The organism is Catellatospora chokoriensis (genome assembly GCF_011297315.1).
In the GTDB taxonomy this organism is placed as follows: Bacteria; Actinomycetota; Actinomycetes; order Mycobacteriales; family Micromonosporaceae; genus Catellatospora; species Catellatospora citrea.
Window position 1 is genome coordinate 76,466 of sequence record NZ_JAAOTI010000022.1, and the last position, 15,510, is coordinate 91,975.

General features: G+C 73.8%; 13 protein-coding genes. 5 read left to right on the plus strand and 8 right to left on the minus strand.

Features of this window, described 5'->3' with window-relative positions; all coding sequences use genetic code 11:
- Positions 1-36: 36 nt before the first annotated feature.
- Both sucB and lpdA read right to left on the minus strand, forming a co-directional pair.
- Positions 37-1,785 carry a 2-oxoglutarate dehydrogenase, E2 component, dihydrolipoamide succinyltransferase gene (sucB, locus tag HAV39_RS28730; protein WP_191842316.1) on the minus strand — a complete coding sequence of 583 codons (1,749 nt, stop codon included), beginning with the start codon at positions 1,783-1,785 and terminating at the stop codon, positions 37-39.
- A 64-nt stretch (positions 1,786-1,849) separates the two neighbouring features.
- On the minus strand, positions 1,850-3,226 hold the full coding sequence (gene lpdA / locus HAV39_RS28735; RefSeq protein ID WP_191842317.1) for a dihydrolipoyl dehydrogenase: 1,377 nt from the start codon (positions 3,224-3,226) through the stop codon (positions 1,850-1,852).
- A 184-nt stretch (positions 3,227-3,410) separates the two neighbouring features.
- Between lpdA and HAV39_RS28740 the strand changes: the two genes are divergently transcribed.
- Positions 3,411-3,728, plus strand: coding sequence for a hypothetical protein (locus HAV39_RS28740; RefSeq protein ID WP_191842318.1), 318 nt, complete (start codon positions 3,411-3,413; stop codon positions 3,726-3,728).
- A 98-nt stretch (positions 3,729-3,826) separates the two neighbouring features.
- Here the strand turns inward: HAV39_RS28740 and HAV39_RS28745 are convergent, their stop codons facing one another.
- Positions 3,827-5,395 carry a leucyl aminopeptidase gene (locus HAV39_RS28745; protein WP_191842319.1) on the minus strand — a complete coding sequence of 523 codons (1,569 nt, stop codon included), beginning with the start codon at positions 5,393-5,395 and terminating at the stop codon, positions 3,827-3,829.
- Positions 5,396-5,467: 72 nt separating this feature from the next.
- Here HAV39_RS28745 and gcvT point away from each other — a divergent pair, with 72 nt between their 5' ends.
- The 3 genes from gcvT (at position 5,468) to HAV39_RS28760 (ending at position 7,772) form a co-directional block, all read left to right on the plus strand.
- Positions 5,468-6,589, plus strand: a complete 1,122-nt coding sequence (gcvT, locus tag HAV39_RS28750) for a glycine cleavage system aminomethyltransferase GcvT (protein WP_191842320.1) — start codon at positions 5,468-5,470, stop codon at positions 6,587-6,589.
- Positions 6,590-6,673: 84 nt separating this feature from the next.
- Positions 6,674-7,411, plus strand: coding sequence for an ArsR/SmtB family transcription factor (locus HAV39_RS28755; protein WP_191842321.1), 738 nt, complete (start codon positions 6,674-6,676; stop codon positions 7,409-7,411).
- 10 nt (positions 7,412-7,421) lie between these two features.
- On the plus strand, positions 7,422-7,772 hold the full coding sequence (locus HAV39_RS28760; protein WP_191842322.1) for an MmcQ/YjbR family DNA-binding protein: 351 nt from the start codon (positions 7,422-7,424) through the stop codon (positions 7,770-7,772).
- An 88-nt stretch (positions 7,773-7,860) separates the two neighbouring features.
- Here HAV39_RS28760 and HAV39_RS28765 read toward each other — a convergent pair whose 3' ends face one another.
- The 3 genes from HAV39_RS28765 to HAV39_RS28775 are packed head-to-tail and all read right to left on the minus strand — an operon-like array spanning position 7,861 to position 11,179.
- On the minus strand, positions 7,861-8,493 hold the full coding sequence (locus HAV39_RS28765) for a hypothetical protein (RefSeq protein ID WP_191842323.1): 633 nt from the start codon (positions 8,491-8,493) through the stop codon (positions 7,861-7,863).
- 24 nt (positions 8,494-8,517) lie between these two features.
- Positions 8,518-9,318, minus strand: coding sequence for an adenosylcobinamide-GDP ribazoletransferase (gene cobS, locus HAV39_RS28770; RefSeq protein WP_191842324.1), 801 nt, complete (start codon positions 9,316-9,318; stop codon positions 8,518-8,520).
- Positions 9,296-11,179, minus strand: coding sequence for a bifunctional adenosylcobinamide kinase/adenosylcobinamide-phosphate guanylyltransferase (locus tag HAV39_RS28775; protein WP_191842325.1), 1,884 nt, complete (start codon positions 11,177-11,179; stop codon positions 9,296-9,298). Before HAV39_RS28775 ends, cobS begins: the two co-directional genes overlap by 23 nt.
- A gap of 90 nt (positions 11,180-11,269) precedes the next feature.
- Here HAV39_RS28775 and HAV39_RS28780 point away from each other — a divergent pair, with 90 nt between their 5' ends.
- The gene (locus tag HAV39_RS28780) at positions 11,270-11,464 is read left to right on the plus strand and encodes a hypothetical protein (RefSeq protein ID WP_120316212.1); all 195 of its coding nucleotides are present in this window, start codon (positions 11,270-11,272) and stop codon (positions 11,462-11,464) included.
- Positions 11,465-11,512: 48 nt separating this feature from the next.
- Here the strand turns inward: HAV39_RS28780 and HAV39_RS28785 are convergent, their stop codons facing one another.
- Both HAV39_RS28785 and HAV39_RS42920 read right to left on the minus strand, forming a co-directional pair.
- Positions 11,513-12,511: an aldo/keto reductase family protein gene (locus HAV39_RS28785; RefSeq protein WP_191842326.1), complete on the minus strand. Its 999-nt coding sequence runs from the start codon at positions 12,509-12,511 to the stop codon at positions 11,513-11,515.
- A gap of 54 nt (positions 12,512-12,565) precedes the next feature.
- Complete coding sequence (locus HAV39_RS42920; protein ID WP_239120160.1) at positions 12,566-15,259, minus strand: WG repeat-containing protein; 2,694 nt, start codon at positions 15,257-15,259, stop codon at positions 12,566-12,568.
- Between the last annotated feature and the right edge of the window lie 251 nt (positions 15,260-15,510).

The following is a 15,510-nucleotide window of genomic DNA, read 5'->3' on the forward strand; positions in this document are numbered from 1 at the left end:
CTCACGCCGACCGCCCCTCTGCTCGTCAGACCCGGGTCACAGACCCAGTTCGCCCTCGAAGGCGCCCGTCTCCAGGCGCTCCTTGACCGTGCCCAGGAAACGCGCGGCGTCGGAGCCGTCGACCAGGCGGTGGTCGTAGGACAGGGCCAGGTAGACCATGTATCGCGGCACGATCAGCTCGCCCAGCGCCGGGTCGTCGACGACCACGGCCCGCTTGACGACCGCGCCCGTGCCGAGGATGGCGACCTGCGGCTGGTTGATGATCGGCGTGTCGAACAGGGCGCCCCGGCTGCCGGTGTTGGTCAGCGTGAAGGTGCCGCCCGACAGCTCGTCCGGCAGGATCTTGTTGGAGCGGGTGCGCTCGGCCACGTCGGCGATCCGGCGGGCCAGGCCCGCCAGGTTGAGGTCGCCGGCGTTGCGGATCACCGGGACGATGAGGCCCTTGTCGGTGTCCACGGCCATGCCCAGGTGCTCGGCGTCGTGGTAGGTGACCGTGCCGGCCTCCAGGTCCATCGACGCGTTCACGTTCGGGTGCACCCGCAGCGCCTCGACCGCCGCCAGCGCGAAGAACGGCAGGAAGGACAGCTTCACGCCGTTCTTGGCGAGGAAGTCGGCCTTGGCCTGCTGGCGCAGCTTCGCGATCTTGGTGACGTCGACCTCGACCACGGTGGTGAGCTGCGCCGACACCTGCAGCGACTCCACCATGCGCTTGGCGATGGTGGTACGCAGCCGGGACAGCTTCTCGGTGCGACCGCGCAGCGGGCTCGGCGCGGCCTTGGCGGCCGGAGCCGGTGCGGCCGCGGCGGGCGCGGCAACCGCGGGAGCGGCAGCCGGAGCCTTGGCCTTCTCGGCCGCGTCCAGCACGTCCTGCTTGCGGATGCGACCGCCCACGCCGGTGCCGCTGACCTTGCCCAGGTCGACGCCGTGCTCGGCGGCGAGCTTGCGCACCAGCGGGGTGACGTAGCCGTCCGCGCCGTTGACCGCCTCGGCGGCCGGAGCCGCAGCCGCGACGGGAGCCGGAGCCGCGACGGGAGCCGGAGCGGCCGGGGCAACCGGGGCCGGAGCGGCGGCCACCGGAGCCGGAGCCGCGGGTGCGGCCGGGGCGGGAGCGGGAGCCGCAGGGGCGGCCGGCGCGGGGGCCGGAGCAGCCGGAGCGGCAGCCGCCGGAGCACCGCCGGCCGCGCCGATCAGCGCGAGCTGCGCGCCGACGGCGGCGGTCTCGTCCTCGGGGACCGTGATCTCCAGCAGGACACCGGCGACCGGGGACGGGATCTCCGTGTCGACCTTGTCCGTGGAGACCTCCAGCAGCGGCTCGTCGACCTCGATCGACTCGCCGACCGCCTTCAGCCAGCGGGTGACGGTGCCCTCGGTGACGCTCTCGCCCAGCGCGGGCATCTTCACCGGGGTGGCGTCCCCGGCGGGAGCGGTGGCCTGGGCGGGTGCGGCGGCCGGAGCCGGCGCCGGTGCCGCCTCCTGGACCGGGGCGGCCGGGGCGGGGGCCTCGGCGGCGGGTGCCGCAGCCGGGGCCGGCGCGGCCGGGCTCTCGCCCTCGCCCGCGATGACGGCGAGCTCGGCGCCTACCTCAGCGGTCTCGTCCTCACCGACGATGATCTTGCTGAGAATGCCGGCCGCCGGCGACGGGATCTCCGTGTCGACCTTGTCGGTGGAGACCTCGAGCAGCGGCTCGTCGACCTCTACCCGGTCACCCTCCTGCTTGAGCCACCGGGTGACGGTGCCCTCGGTGACACTCTCGCCGAGCCGCGGCATGGTTACCGATACCGGCATTGCTTCAGACTCCTCAGTTAAGTGCAGATCCGCAGTGATAAAAGGACGAGGTGAGCTTATTCGCTCAGTTGTGCGCGTGCAGCGGCTTGCCCGCCAGCGCCAGGTGCGCCTCGCCGAGCGCCTCGTTCTGCGTCGGGTGGGCGTGGATGAGCGCCGCGACCTCGGCCGGGAACGCCTCCCAGTTGACGATGAGCGAGGCCTCGCCGACCTGCTCGCCGATCCGGGCGCCGATCATGTGGATGCCCACGACGGGGCCGTCCTTCTGGCGGACCAGCTTCACGAAGCCCTGGGTGCCCAGGATCTTGCTCTTGCCGTTGCCGCCCAGGTTGTAGTTGTACGTCTCGACGGCCTCCGCGCCGAACTTCTCCTTGGCCTGGGCCTCGGTGATGCCGACGGACGCGATCTCGGGGTCGGTGTAGGTGACGCGCGGGATGCCGGACTCGACGATCGGGGCCGGGTTCTGCCCGGCGATCGTCTCCGCGACGAAGATGCCCTGCGCGAAGCCGCGGTGCGCCAGCTGCAGGCCGGGCACGATGTCGCCGACGGCGTACACGTTGGGCAGGTTGGTGCGCAGGCGCTCGTCGGTGATCACGAAACCGCGCTCCATGGTCACGCCCTGGGCCTCGAAGCCGCAGTTGGCGGTGGCCGGGCCGCGGCCCACGGCGACCAGCAGCAGCTCGGCCTCCAGGGTCTCGCCGCCGGCGATGGTGACCTTCACGCCGCTCTCGGTCTTCTCGACCTTCTCGAACGGCTTGCCGACCTTGAAGCCGATGCCGCGCTTGCGGAAGGTGCGCTCCAGCTGCTTCGAGATGTCCGGGTCCTCGGCCGCGACCAGTCGGGGCAGCGCCTCGACGATGGTCACGTCGGCGCCCAGCGACTTCCACGCGCTGGCGAACTCGACGCCGATCACGCCGCCGCCCAGCACGATCGCGGAGGCGGGCACCCGGTCCAGGGTCAGCGCGTGCTCGCTGGCGATGACCCGCTCGCCGTCCAGCTCCAGGCCGGGCAGGCTCTTCGAGTACGACCCGGTGGCCAGCACGATGTTGCGGCCGATGACCCGCTGCCCGTTCACCTCGACGGCGTTCGGGGCGACCAGCGTGCCCTTGCCCTCGAGGTAGGTGACCTTGGCGGACTTGATCAGACCCTGCAGGCCCTTGTACAGGCCGGCGACCACGCCGTCCTTGTACGAGTTCACGCCCGCCATGTCGATCTGGATCAGCTCGGCCTTGATGCCGATGTGCGCCGCCTCGCGGGTCTGGTCGGCGACCTCGCCGGCGTGCAGCAGCGCCTTGGTCGGGATGCAGCCCCGGTGCAGGCAGGTGCCGCCCAGCTTGTCCTTCTCGATCAGCGCGACGGACAGACCCAGCTGCGCCGCACGCAGCGCGGTGGCGTAACCACCGCTGCCGCCGCCGAGGATGACTACGTCAAAGGTCTCGCTCACGATCGCTCCAAGGTCGCGTCATTGCCACTTCGCGTCACTGTGAGCCGGCGTGTGCTCAGCCCACACTCGGCCATCTTGTCACTGCCGGGGGTGAGTCGCGCACCGAGGTGCTGAAGGACACGTCTGGCTACGCTTGCCAGTACCATGCGCACCGGAGTGCCACACCTTCAACAAAGGAGCAGGCGTGGGTTGGTTCCGCCGCCGGGGCGGGTCCCCGGCCGACCGTCCGGCCGACCCGGCCGCGGTCACGCACCTGGAGCAGTTCGCGCAGTCCCGCCGGGGTGTCGAGGCGTTCATCGAGCCCCGCACCACGGTGACCGGGACCACCGTCATCCTGATCGCCCACGACGGCGAGTGGACCCGCCGCCGCATGCCCAACCCCACGGCCGTGCGCCAGTTCGCCCAGCGCCTGTCCATGCCCGTCTACGACGTCCAGCTGGTCGGCTACCCCCAGCGCATGCGCGACTTCAACGCCCGCCAGAAACTCCGCCCCGCGGAGTGACCGCGACCCCCGGAAACGCGAAGATCGCTGTCTCGTGCCGGAACCTGCGGTTGAAGTACAGGTTCTGACACGAAACAGCGATCTTCGAGAGTCGCTTCTCAGCCGTTCGCCGCGATGTCGTCGAGGAGGGCGAGGAGGGTGCGGACGGGCACGCCGGTGCCGCCCTTGCTCCAGTGGCCGGTGGCCTCGCCGGAGTGGAACGACGGGCCCGCGATGTCGATGTGCGCCCACTCGACGCCCTCGGTCACGAACTCGCGCAGGAACACACCGCCCTGCAGCATGTGGCCGGCGCGCTCCATACCCGCGCTGACCTGCAGGATGTCGGCGACGTCCGACTCCATCGACTTGCGGATCTCGTCGGGCAGCGGCATCGGCCAGGTCGGCTCGCCGACCAGGTCGCCGGCGGCCTTGGTGCGCTGGGCCAGCTTCTCCGAGCCCATCACGCCGGCGATCTTCTTGCCGAGCGCGATGACCTGGCCGCCGGTGAGCGTCGAGGTCTCGATCAGGTAGTCCGGCTGGGACTCGCAGGCCAGCGCGATGGCGTCGGCCAGGATCATGCGGCCCTCGGCGTCGGTGTTGAGCACCTCGACCTTCTTGCCGCTGCGCATGGTGATCACGTCACCGGGCCGGTACGCCTCGCCCGACAGCATGTTCTCCGCGATCGGGATGTACGCGGTGACCGCCACGGCGGGCTTGAGCTCGGCGATCGCAGCCATGGTGCTGGCCACGGCGGCCGCGCCGGCCATGTCGGACTTCATCTCCCACATGCCCTGCGCCGGCTTGATGGAGACGCCGCCGGTGTCGAAGGTGATGCCCTTGCCGATCAGCGCCACGCTGGTGGTCGACGACGCCGGCTTGTAGGTGATCTTCACGAGGCGCGGCTTGGCGGCCGAGCCCATGCCGACGGCCAGGATGCCGCCGAAGCCGCCCTCGATGAGCGCCTTCTCGTCGAGCACCTCGACGTCGAGACCGGCCTTGCCGGCCAGCGCGGCGATCTCGTCGGCGAAGTTCGGCGGGCGCAGCAGGTTGGCCGGGGCGTTGACCCAGTCGCGGGTGCGGGCGACCGCGGTGGTCACCACGGCGGCACGCTTGAGCTCGGCGTTGGCCGCGCCCTCCTTGGCGTCGGGCACCAGCACCGACACCGCGCCGACCGGGTCCTTACGGCTCGGGGCGGGCTTGGCCTTGTAGCCGGTGAACCGGTACGCGCCGAGCGCCGCGCCCTCCGCGACCGCGCGCAGGGTCAGCGCGCCGCTGTCGTCGGCGTCGTCGGACAGGGGCAGCGCCAGCACGACCTTCTTCGCGCCGGCCAGGGCGCGGACCGCGGCGGCGGTGGCGCGCCGCAGGGTGTCGGGGGCGGGCGCCGGGCCGGTGGGCTCTCCGCCCAGGCCGACGGCGACCAGCACCGGAGCGGTGATGGTGCCGAGCGTGGCGAGCTTGGTGACCTCGCCCGCGCCGCCGGTGGCCCCGAGCAGGGCCAGGGTGGCGGTCAGCTTGCCGTCGAACGCGGCGGCGATGCTCTCGGCCCCGGACGCCAGCAGCAGCTCCCCGGCCGCGCCCTCGGCGCCTTCCTGACTGTGTACGCCGATGACGACGGCGTCCACGGTGAGGTCGGCGGGGTCGGTGTCGGCGAGGCTCAGCGTGGGCAGAGCCGTGGTGGGCGTGGTCACAAAGTACTCCTGGTGGACGTGGGTTGCTGCGCCGATGCTAACGAACCCCAAACGCCAGGGTAAGTTGCGCTCATGACCGACATGGGTTCAAAAGACTCAGCCGACCTGCTCACATCGCCTCTGCACGATCGTCACACGGCGCTGGGAGCGAAGTTCGCCGCATTCGGCGGCTGGGACATGCCGCTGGAGTACGCCGGGGGCGGGGTGCTCAAGGAGCACGCCGCGGTCCGCGAAGGGGTGGGCGTCTTCGACGTCAGCCACCTGGGCAAGGCGCGGATCACGGGGCCGGGCGCGGCGGACTTCGTCAACGCCTGTCTCACCAACGACCTGGGCCGCATCAAGCCTGGTAAGGCGCAGTACACGCTGTGCTGTGACGACGCGACCGGCGGCGTGGTCGACGACATCATCGCCTACCTGTACGGCGACGATCACGTCTTCCTGATCCCGAACGCGGCCAACACCACCGAGGTCGTGCGCAGGCTGTCCGCCGCCGCGCCCGCCGAGCTGACTGTCACCAACGAGCACGCGGACTTCGCGGTGCTGGCGGTGCAGGGTCCGCGCTCGGCGGAGCTGCTGGCCGAGCTGGGCCTGCCCACCGACCACGAGTACATGAGCTTCGCCACAGCGGACCTGAACGGGGTCACGCTCACCGTGTGCCGCACCGGTTACACCGGCGAGCACGGCTACGAGCTGGTCGTCCCGTCGGGCGACGCGACCCGGGTGTGGGACGCGCTGTTCGGCGCGAGCGTGCCCGCCCGCGCCTGCGGCCTGGCCGCCCGCGACACCCTGCGCACCGAGATGGGCTACCCGCTGCACGGGCAGGACCTGTCCATGGACATCACCCCGGTGCAGGCCCGCGCCGGCTGGGCGGTGGGCTGGAACAAGCCGGAGTTCTGGGGCCGCGACGTGCTGACCGCGGAGAAGGCGGCCGGCGCGCGGCGCACGCTGTGGGGCCTGGTCGCCAACGACCGGGGCATCCCCCGGGCGCACATGAGCGTGCTCTCCGGCGACCGGACCGTGGGGGAGATCACCAGCGGCACCTTCTCGCCCACCCGCAAGATCGGTATCGCGCTGGCCCTGCTCGACACCGCCGCCGGCCTGGCCGAGGGCGACACCGTCGAGGTCGACGTGCGCGGCCGCCGCAGCTCGATGACCGTCACCAAGCCGCCGTTCGTCCAGCCGTCGGTCAAGTGAGCACTGCCGGGACGAGCCGGTCGTAGCCCGTACGGCGGTGGCTGTTCGGTCCGGGCCGAAGTGTGGCGGGGGCAGACTGGGCACATGCCTGGTTCTGCCCCGCCTGACACCGCCGGTGTGCCGCTGGCACGGCTCGCCGCGCTCTTCGCCGACCGCACCCGGGCCACGTTCCTGCTGGCCCTGCTCGACGGCCGGGCGTGGACGCTCGGCGAGCTGGCCCGTCAGGCCGGGGTGGCCCCGTCCACGGCCAGCGAACACGTCGACCTGCTCGTCGCGGGCGGCCTGCTGGCCCAGGAGCGCCAGGGCCGGCACCGCTACCTGCGCCTGGCCGGCGCGCACACCGCCCAGCTCGTGGAGGACCTGGCCGGGTACGGCGGCCCGCCCGTCGCCCGGCCCGCCACCCTGCGCGCGTCGGCCGCCGCGGCGGCCCTGGCCAGGGGCCGCACCTGCTACGACCACCTGGCCGGGCGGCTCGGCGTCGGCCTCACCGACGCGATGATCGGCCGCGGTCTGCTGCAACGCGACACCGGCTTCGCCCTCACCCCCGACGGGGTGCGCTGGTTCGCCGAGTCCCTGGACGTGGGCGACGAGCTGCGCGGCGGTTCCCGCCGTCCGGTGGCCAGGCCGTGTCTGGACTGGACGGAGCGGCGGCACCACCTCGCCGGGACCGGCGGCGCGGTGCTGTGCGACCGGCTCCTGGCCCGCCGCTGGGTCGAGCGGATCGGCTCCGGCCGCGCCGTGCGCCCGACCCCCGACGGCGTACGGGCGCTGCGCGAGCTGCTCGGCGTCGACGTGTCCGGCGGTCCCGGCGCGGTGGCCTAGGGTGGTCGCCATGGCTGTCACGTACGAGCAGGTGAGGGACTGGGTGCTGGCGCTGCCGGGCGGGGCCGAGGTGATGGTCGAGGAGTGGGGCCATCCGACGCTGCGGGTCGGCGACAAGATGTTCGCCGGGGGTGCGCCGGGCAGCCCGACCATGTCGGTGAAGGCCACCAAGGAGGAGCAGGCGGCGCTGCTGGCCGCCGCGCCGGACGTCTACTCGCCCGCGGCCTACGTCGGCCGGTTCGGCTGGGTCCAGGTGGTGCTGGCCGAGGCCGATCCCGACGAGCTGAAGGAGCTGGTCGTCGAGGCCTGGCGGCGCACCGCGCCGAAGAAGCTGGTCAAGCAGTACGACGCCCGAGCCTGACCGCCGGAAGCCGCCGACTCGTGCCACCGGCCCGGCATCAGGTCCGCGCTTCGGCCGGTGCGACGGTCGGAGCCACCGACCGAGGCGGTCATCGGGCGGCGGAGGTCACCCCGTCGGTCGCCGACAGGAGCGTGGACAGCGAGGTCATGTCCGCGCGCACGGGCTCCAGCGCGGCGACGGCCGCCCGCAGAGCGGGCTCTGCCCGGCAGGCCTGCCGGGCCGCGGCCGAGTGCTGCAGCAGTGCGGTGGCGCAGCGCATCCAGGACTGCCACCCGAACCAGCTCTCCGCGAGCCGCACCGCCTGGTCGGGCGGGATGGCCGCGTCGAGGCGGTCCAGGACGGCGTCGAACTCGGCGGGGCCCGGCTCGGGCACGGGCTCGCCGGGGAACTCGCGCGCCCACACCGCGGCGAACTCCGCCGCCAGGCCCGCGACCTCGGTGAGCCGGTCCCGCAGCACCGGGATCAGCGGCTCCGGTGACGCGCCGAGCTCGATCAGCGCGCCGCAGAGCATCGCGAACTCGCCCCCGAACCCCGGCCCGAGCTCACCGAGCAGCTCGGCGCAACCGGTGAGGGCGGTGGTGAGCTCGTCCGCCGGGGCCGTCTGAGCGGCCTCCCACAGCTGCGCCGTCGCCGACTCGAACGCCTCGATGTCGCGCTCGCGCCGGGCGCGCGCCAGCGCGTCGCAGGCGCGGGCGAGCGGGGTGGCGGATTCGAAGATCATTCGCGAATGCTAGCGGGCCGCGGGTCAGAAGAGAATCAGTCCGATGGCGATCACCGTGGTCGCCGTTTCGGACAGGAAACCGAGCACGTCGCCGGTGACGCCGCCGAACCGGCGTACCAGATGGACGCGCAGGCCGACCACGACGAGCAGCGAGCCGAGCACGGCGGCCGGGCCCTGCCAGGGGCGGTGCGGCACAGCCGGCACGGCCAGTGCCGCCACCGCGAGCGCGGCGACGGCCACCGCGGCCGGGTGGACAGTGCCCGCGACCAGGGCGCCCATCCCGCCGGGCCGGGCCGCGGGCACGCCCCGGCGGCAGGCCTCGGCGATGGCCAGCCGTCCACCCGCGACGGCGGCGGCGACCGCCGCGACCAGCGCGGGCAGCGGCCGCGCCGACAGCTGAGCCAGCGCGCCGACCTGGAGCAGCAGCACCAGGATCAGGGCCACCACGCCGAACGGGCCGACTTCCGGCGATTTCATGATCTCCAGGGCGCGCTCGCGTGAGCGGTACGACCCCAGCGCGTCCACGGTGTCCGCCAGTCCGTCCAGGTGCAGCCCGCGGCTGAGCAGCGCGGCCAGGCCCACTGTCAGCGTTGCGGCGACCAGCGCGGGCAGCCCGGCGGACAGCGCCGCCAGCACCCCGCCGAGCAGCGCCCCCAGCAGCACGCCGACCGCCGGGGCGAGCGTCATGGCCCGCCCGGCGACGGCGCGGTCCAGACTCCGCGGCCCGGCGACCGGCGCGACAGTGAGCGTGGTCAGCGCCAGCCGCAGGCCGTCGAGACGGCCGGTCCGCGGCCGCGGACCGTCAGTCCACGATGGACGCGTCATCGGCGCGGTACACGGCCGGGTCGGTGTCGCCGTCCGGCTCGTCCTCGGGCTCCTGCAGGTGCGCGGGCGGCTCGTCGAGCAGCGGCGGCAGCGCCGGCAGCGACGCGGCCAGGGTCAGCGCCGAGCGCAGCAGCGGCAGCGCCAGCAGCGCGCCCGCGCCCTCGCCGAGACCGGTGTGCAGATCGGTCAGCGGGGTCAGGCCGAGCACGTCGGCGGCGAGCACGGTGGTCGGGTGCCGGCCGGTGTCGGCCAGCGCGCACCACAGCCGGGACTGGCTGCCCAGGTCCCGGGCGATCAGCCCGGCGGCGACGCCGACCGGCCCGTCCAGCAGCACCGGCGTACGCCGTGCCGTGGCGCCCAAGATGATGCCGGCCGCGACCGCCAGGTCCGGCCCGCCCAGCTCGGTGAGCATCTCCTTGGCCGGCAGCACCCGCCCGCGGACCCGGTGCAGCGCGTCGCGCACCGCGGCACAGCGCAGCATCCACGAGGCGTCGTCCACCTTGCCGTCGGCGCTGACCACCCGGTTCAGCAGGCCGGGCACCTCCGCGCCGGTCACCGCGGAGACCACCGCGGCCGCGGTCGCCTCGCCGCCGGCTCCGCACGAGCCCAGCAGCAGCAGGTCGACCCCGCTGTCGGCGGCCTCGTCGGCCAGCTGCCAGCCGTAGCGCAGCAGGCCCTCGACGGTGCGCAGGTCGGTCGCCGGGGCGTGCTCGATCGCCTCGGCGGTGGCCGTGTCGACGATCTGCAGGCTGACCCCGTGCTCGGCGGCCAGCAGCCCGATCGCGCCCTCGCCCCGGCGGGCCTGCGCCGCGATCAGGGCCGAGCCGTGCGGGGTCTGACCGGCCGCTACGTCGCCCTCGTGATCGCCGTGCAGCAGCAGCATCCGCGGGCGCTGCCACGGCACCGGCACGGCGCGGCCCTGCGCGCCCGCCGCGAACAGCACGATCTCGGCCAGCCGGCCCAGGCCGGAGCCGGGGATGTCGAGCAGGTTCAGGTGGTCGCGGGCGGCGTCGCGGGCGTCGCTGTCCGGGATGGGCAGGTCCATGTTCTGCTGGATGACCAGGCCGGTGGCCACGATCGGCAGGGCCCGGGTGCTCTCGGTGAGCACGGCCGCGAGCTTGGGCGCGGCGGCGGTCGGGGTGAGCACCTCGGGGGTGGGGATCGCCGGGGGCGCGGCCGGCAGCAGCACCGCACCGGTCGACCCGCCCGTGGCGGCACCCGCCGCGCCCGCGGTGGCACCCGATGCCGTGGCGCCGGCCGGGTCCGCGGCGGTTCCGGCGGCGCCCGCGTGCGCGCCGGTGGTGGCGACGGCGTCAGCGCCGCGCAGCCAGACCGGTTGCCCGGCGACGACGAGGGCCACCGCGTCACAGGCCGCGGCGACGGCCTGGTTGGTGAGTCCCATCAGGTCGGCGAAGCGCACGCCCGCCTCGGACGGCGGCACCACCGACAGGCCGACCTCGGGGCTGACCAGCACCAGCCGGGCCGGGCAACCGGCGACGGCGGCGGCCAGCCGGCTGACGTGCACCTGCGCGTCCGAACGGTCCAGCAGGCTCACCACCCAGCCGCCGAGGTCGTCGACGATCAGCATGTCGTCGGCCGCCGCCTGGCCCAGCGCGCTGACCAGGGCGGCCGGGTCGCCGTACGTCTCGACGGTGATCCAGGACCGCGGCCGGCGCTCGCGGTGCGCGGCCACCCGGTCGGCGAACGCCGGGTCACCGCCGTCCGCCAGGGCGGTGGCGAGATAGCGCACCGACCGTGCGCCCGACAGCAGCGATTCGGCGTACTCGCTCTTGCCCGAGCGAATGCCACCGAGCACCAGCACCCGTGCCCCGAAGTGTGAGGGCCAACCGTCATGCGACATGCCCGTACCTTATGACCTTCGGCGGCGGGGCGGGTCAGCGGATGCGCCGCCTGCGCGGCCGGACCGGCGACGCCGGATAAGCTGATCGTCATGACGTGGAGCTGGCGGTACGAGGATGCGGCGGGCAAGCCCGTCGAGGGCCCGAACGAGACGTTCAGCAACCAGGCCGACGCCGAGTCGTGGCTCGGCCAGACCTGGCGTGACCTGGTCGCCGCCGGCGCGGTGGAGGTGATCCTCGTCGAGGGGGACCGCGACGAGTACCGGATGAGCCTGCAGGGGGCCTGACCCCCGGACCGTCAGGGGCCGCCCGCGCGGGCGGCCCCTGACGCCGTCTCAGGGACGCTCGGCCGGGGACACGGTCTTGGCCGGGTCCCGCTCGGTGATCGGCTCGACGATCTCGTCGATCGCCTTCATCAGGTCGGCGTCGAGCTTCACGCCCGAGGCCTTGACGTTGTCGTACACCTGCTCGGGGCGGGTCGCGCCGACGATCGCCGACGACACGTTCGGGTTCTGCAGCACCCACGCGATGGCCAGCTGCGCCATGGTCAGGCCCGCCTGCTCGGCCAGCGGCTTGAGCAGCTGCACCCGGGTCAGCACGTCCTCGTCGAGCCAGCGCGCGATGAAGCCGGCGCCCGACTTCTCGTCCGTGGCCCGCGAACCGGCCGGCGGCGGCTGGCCCGGCAGGTACTTGCCGCTCAGCACACCCTGCGCCATCGGCGACCAGACGATCTGGCCGAGACCCAGCTCCTCGGAGGTCGGCACGACCTCGGCCTCGATGACCCGCCACAGCATCGAGTACTGCGGCTGGCTCGACACCAGCGAGATCTTCAGCTCGGTGGCCAGCGCGTGGGCGGCGCGGATCTCCGACGCCTTCCACTCCGAGACGCCGATGTAGTGCGCCTTGCCGGAGTGCACGATGTCGGCGAACGCCGTCATCGTCTCTTCCAGCGGGGTCGCGTAGTCGTAGCGGTGCGCCTGGTACAGGTCGACGTAGTCGGTCTGCAGGCGCTGCAGCGAGCCGTTGATCGACTCCATGATGTGCTTGCGGGACAGGCCCCGGTCGTTGCGTCCCGCACCGGTCGGCCAGTAGACCTTGGTGAAGATCTCCAGGCCTTCGCGGCGCTCGCCCTTCAGCGCCCGGCCGAGTACCGCCTCGGCGCGCGTGCCGGCGTAGACGTCGGCGGTGTCGAAGGTGGTGATCCCGCTGTCGAGGGCGGCGCGCACACACGCGTCGGCGGCGTCCTCCTCGACCTGCGAGCCGTGGGTGATCCAGTTTCCGTACGAGATCTCGCTGACGAGCATCCCGGAACGGCCCAAATGCCGAAACTCCATACGGAGACCCTATGCCGCCAGGCTTCGGCCGGTGGCACAGGGTTGGTGAATCTTCTACAAAACCGGTTTCGTGTCGGCCAGCAGGCGGTCCAGTTCCTCCATGACGACCTGGCGGCTGGGCAGCTCCGGGTCGATGAAGGGGCGGCCCTTGCGGTCCAGCGCGCCCCAGCGGCCGGACGGGCCCGCGATCAGGAACGCGACCGGGTGGATGACCAGCGCGGGGTGCACGGGCGGCACCACCACGGCACCGGTGCGGTCCACCACGCCCTTGCGGCCGCCCGCGTCCACGATGGCCAGGCCCTCGTCAGAGAAGCCGTCGACGTAGCGGCCGTCGGTGAGCGCGGTGGCGAACCCGGTGAACTGGAACGGCACCACGGCCCGGCCCTGCTTGTCGACCGCGCCCCAGCCGCCCCGGCGCACCGCGGCCAGGCCACGGCGGAAGGGACGAACGTCCTCGAAGCCGGTGGAGATGACCACCCGGCCCTGCTTGTCGATGGCGACCCAGTTGCCCGCGCCGTCGCGCGACACCCAGGCCAGCCCGTCGGAGAACGAGCCCACGCCGAGCCAGCCGGCCCGGCCGTCGATGAGCCGGGTGCCCGCCTCGTCGATCAGCTCCCAGGTCTCCATCTCCGGGCGGCGCACCCAGGCCGCGCCGTCACGGAACGGCTGCACGTCGGCGAACGCGGGGGAGATGACCGTGCGGCCGTCGGCCCCGGCGAAGCCCCAGCACTGCACACGCTCGTCGAAGCGCGGCACCGGCGGCTTGCTGACCTGCAGGATCTCGTCCATGCTGCGCGGGTACGGGCCCATGCCGTTCTCGGCGATCTTCATCGAGACGGCGTCGAGCGCCATCTCGGTGCGCGTGATCAGCTCCGGGTCCTCGACCTTGCGCAGTTCGAGCGCCTTCTCGAAGTGGTTGAACGCCTCCATGTAGCGGCCCTGGTCCAGGCAGGACCGCCCGGCGTGCTCGTGCATGGTGGCGCGCAGCCGGTCCGGCAGCTCGGTGGAGTTGGCCTCCGCGAACAGCTTGTCGGCCTCGGTGAAGTCGCCGCGCCACTGCAGCACGTGCGCCAGCCGGGCCTTGGCCAGCGCGATGCGGCGCAGCTCGCCGGTCGCCTCGGCATGCACGAGGGCCATCTTGCCGTCCGACAGCGCCTTGGTCAGGTCGCCGAGGATGCGCGAGACCACGGCCCGCAGGCTGAGCAGCCGGGCCCGGGTCGGGTTGTCGGTGGCCGGGGTCAGCTTCTCGGTGAGCCGGTCGCGGATCTCGCGCAGCTCGTCCGGGTTGTCGACCAGCTCGCGCAGGGTCTCGTGGTGGAAGCGCCACTCGTACGCCGCCAGCACCTGCTCCGGGTCGGGCCCCGCCTCCGGGGTGGCCTCCGGCTCCGGCTCGGCAGCGGCCGCGGCGGCAGCCGCCGCGTCACCGGTGACGGTGGCCGTCGTCGCCGCGGGCTCGGCGGCGGGCGCGGGCGCGCCACCCGGGCGGACCAGCGGGTGCAGCATCGTCGGGGCGGACAGCGCGGTGGCCGCGCCGGCCGCGCTCGCGGCGACGGGCAGCACCGTGTCGGGAGTGGCCACGACCGGCGTCGGCGGCACGGCCGGCGAGACCGGGTTGACCGAGACCGGCGCCGCCGACACGGGCGCCGGGGAGACCGGGGCCGCGGCGGCCGCGGGGTCGGTGGAGACCGGTGCGGCCACGGGCGCGGCCGACGCGGCCGGGGCCGGGGCCGGGGTCTCGTCGGTGATGGCGGCCATCATGCCGGTGTCCGCGGTGGCGTGGCGCCCCTTACGGGCCGCAGCCTGCGCCTGGTCACCGGCCGCCGTGGCGGCGGGCGTGGCGGACGTCGGCGCGGTCGCCGTGGCGGGCTGGGCGCCGGACGTCGGAGCGGTCTGCTGGACGGGCGGCGCCGCCGCTGCCGCGGCCTGCGGGGCCTGCTGCGGCACCGGCTGACCCGGCGCCTGCTGGCCGGGACCCTGCTGGCCCGGAGCGGGGGCATAGCCCTGCTGCCCCGGGGCCTGCTGGCCCTGGCCGGGCAGGTTGGGGTGACCCTGACCCGGCGCGCCGGGCTGGCCGTAGACCTGACCCTGCTGCGGCTGGCCGGGGCGGCCCTGCGGCGGGCCGTACGGCGGCTGCCCCTGCGGGTGGCCGTAGGGCTGGCCCTGCGGCGGCTGGCCCTGGCCGGGGTGCGGCTGGCCGTACTGCGGCTGCCCCTGGGGGTGGCCGTACATCTGGCCCTGCTGCGGCGGGCGCTGCCCCTGCTGCTGCGGGTGGCGGCCCTGCTGGGGCGGACCGTACTGACCCTGCGGGCCGGGGCCCTGCGGCGGGTGCGGCTGGTTCGGGCCGCCGTAGACCTGCCCCTGCTGGGGGCCGTTCGGGCGGTACTGCGGGCCGGGCTGCGGCGGCATCGGGCCGGGACGCTGACCGCGCTGCGCGTTCGGGTCCCAGTTGCCCTGCTGCGGCGGGCGCTGGCCGTTGGCGGGCGGGAACGGTCCTGGCGGCGGGCCCTGGCCGGGGTGCGGCTGGCCGTGCTGCTGGGGACCGTTCGGGTGCTGGCCGGGCGGGTACTGGCCCGGCTGCTGCGGACCGTGCTGCTGCTGCGGCGCCTGCGCGTTGGCGGGCTGCTGCGCGCCAGGTTCGGGCGCATCCGAGGGCGGGCGTTGTCCGGGCACGCGCGACCACGGCGACGTCGGCGTACCGGCCCAGGCCGGCGTGCCGCGGTGCCGTTCGTCGGTGCGCTCGTCGGTCACGCCCCACCTCGCCTGGTTCCGGGTCTTGTATGGCACAAATGCATCGCGAACCGGGTCGCCACAAAGGTATGGTCGCGCCCGGCCGAAAAAAGAATGCGGTTGCGAGTGGAGGGTACGGGGTGGGCTTCGTCACCGCCACTGCGGATCGGCTCACAATCCGAAACTTCACCGAGACGGCAGGGCTTTTCCGGACATTAGGCGCATCAGGATTCCGGCGATTCTCCACATACCGCCAGGCGACTGCGGCGGCC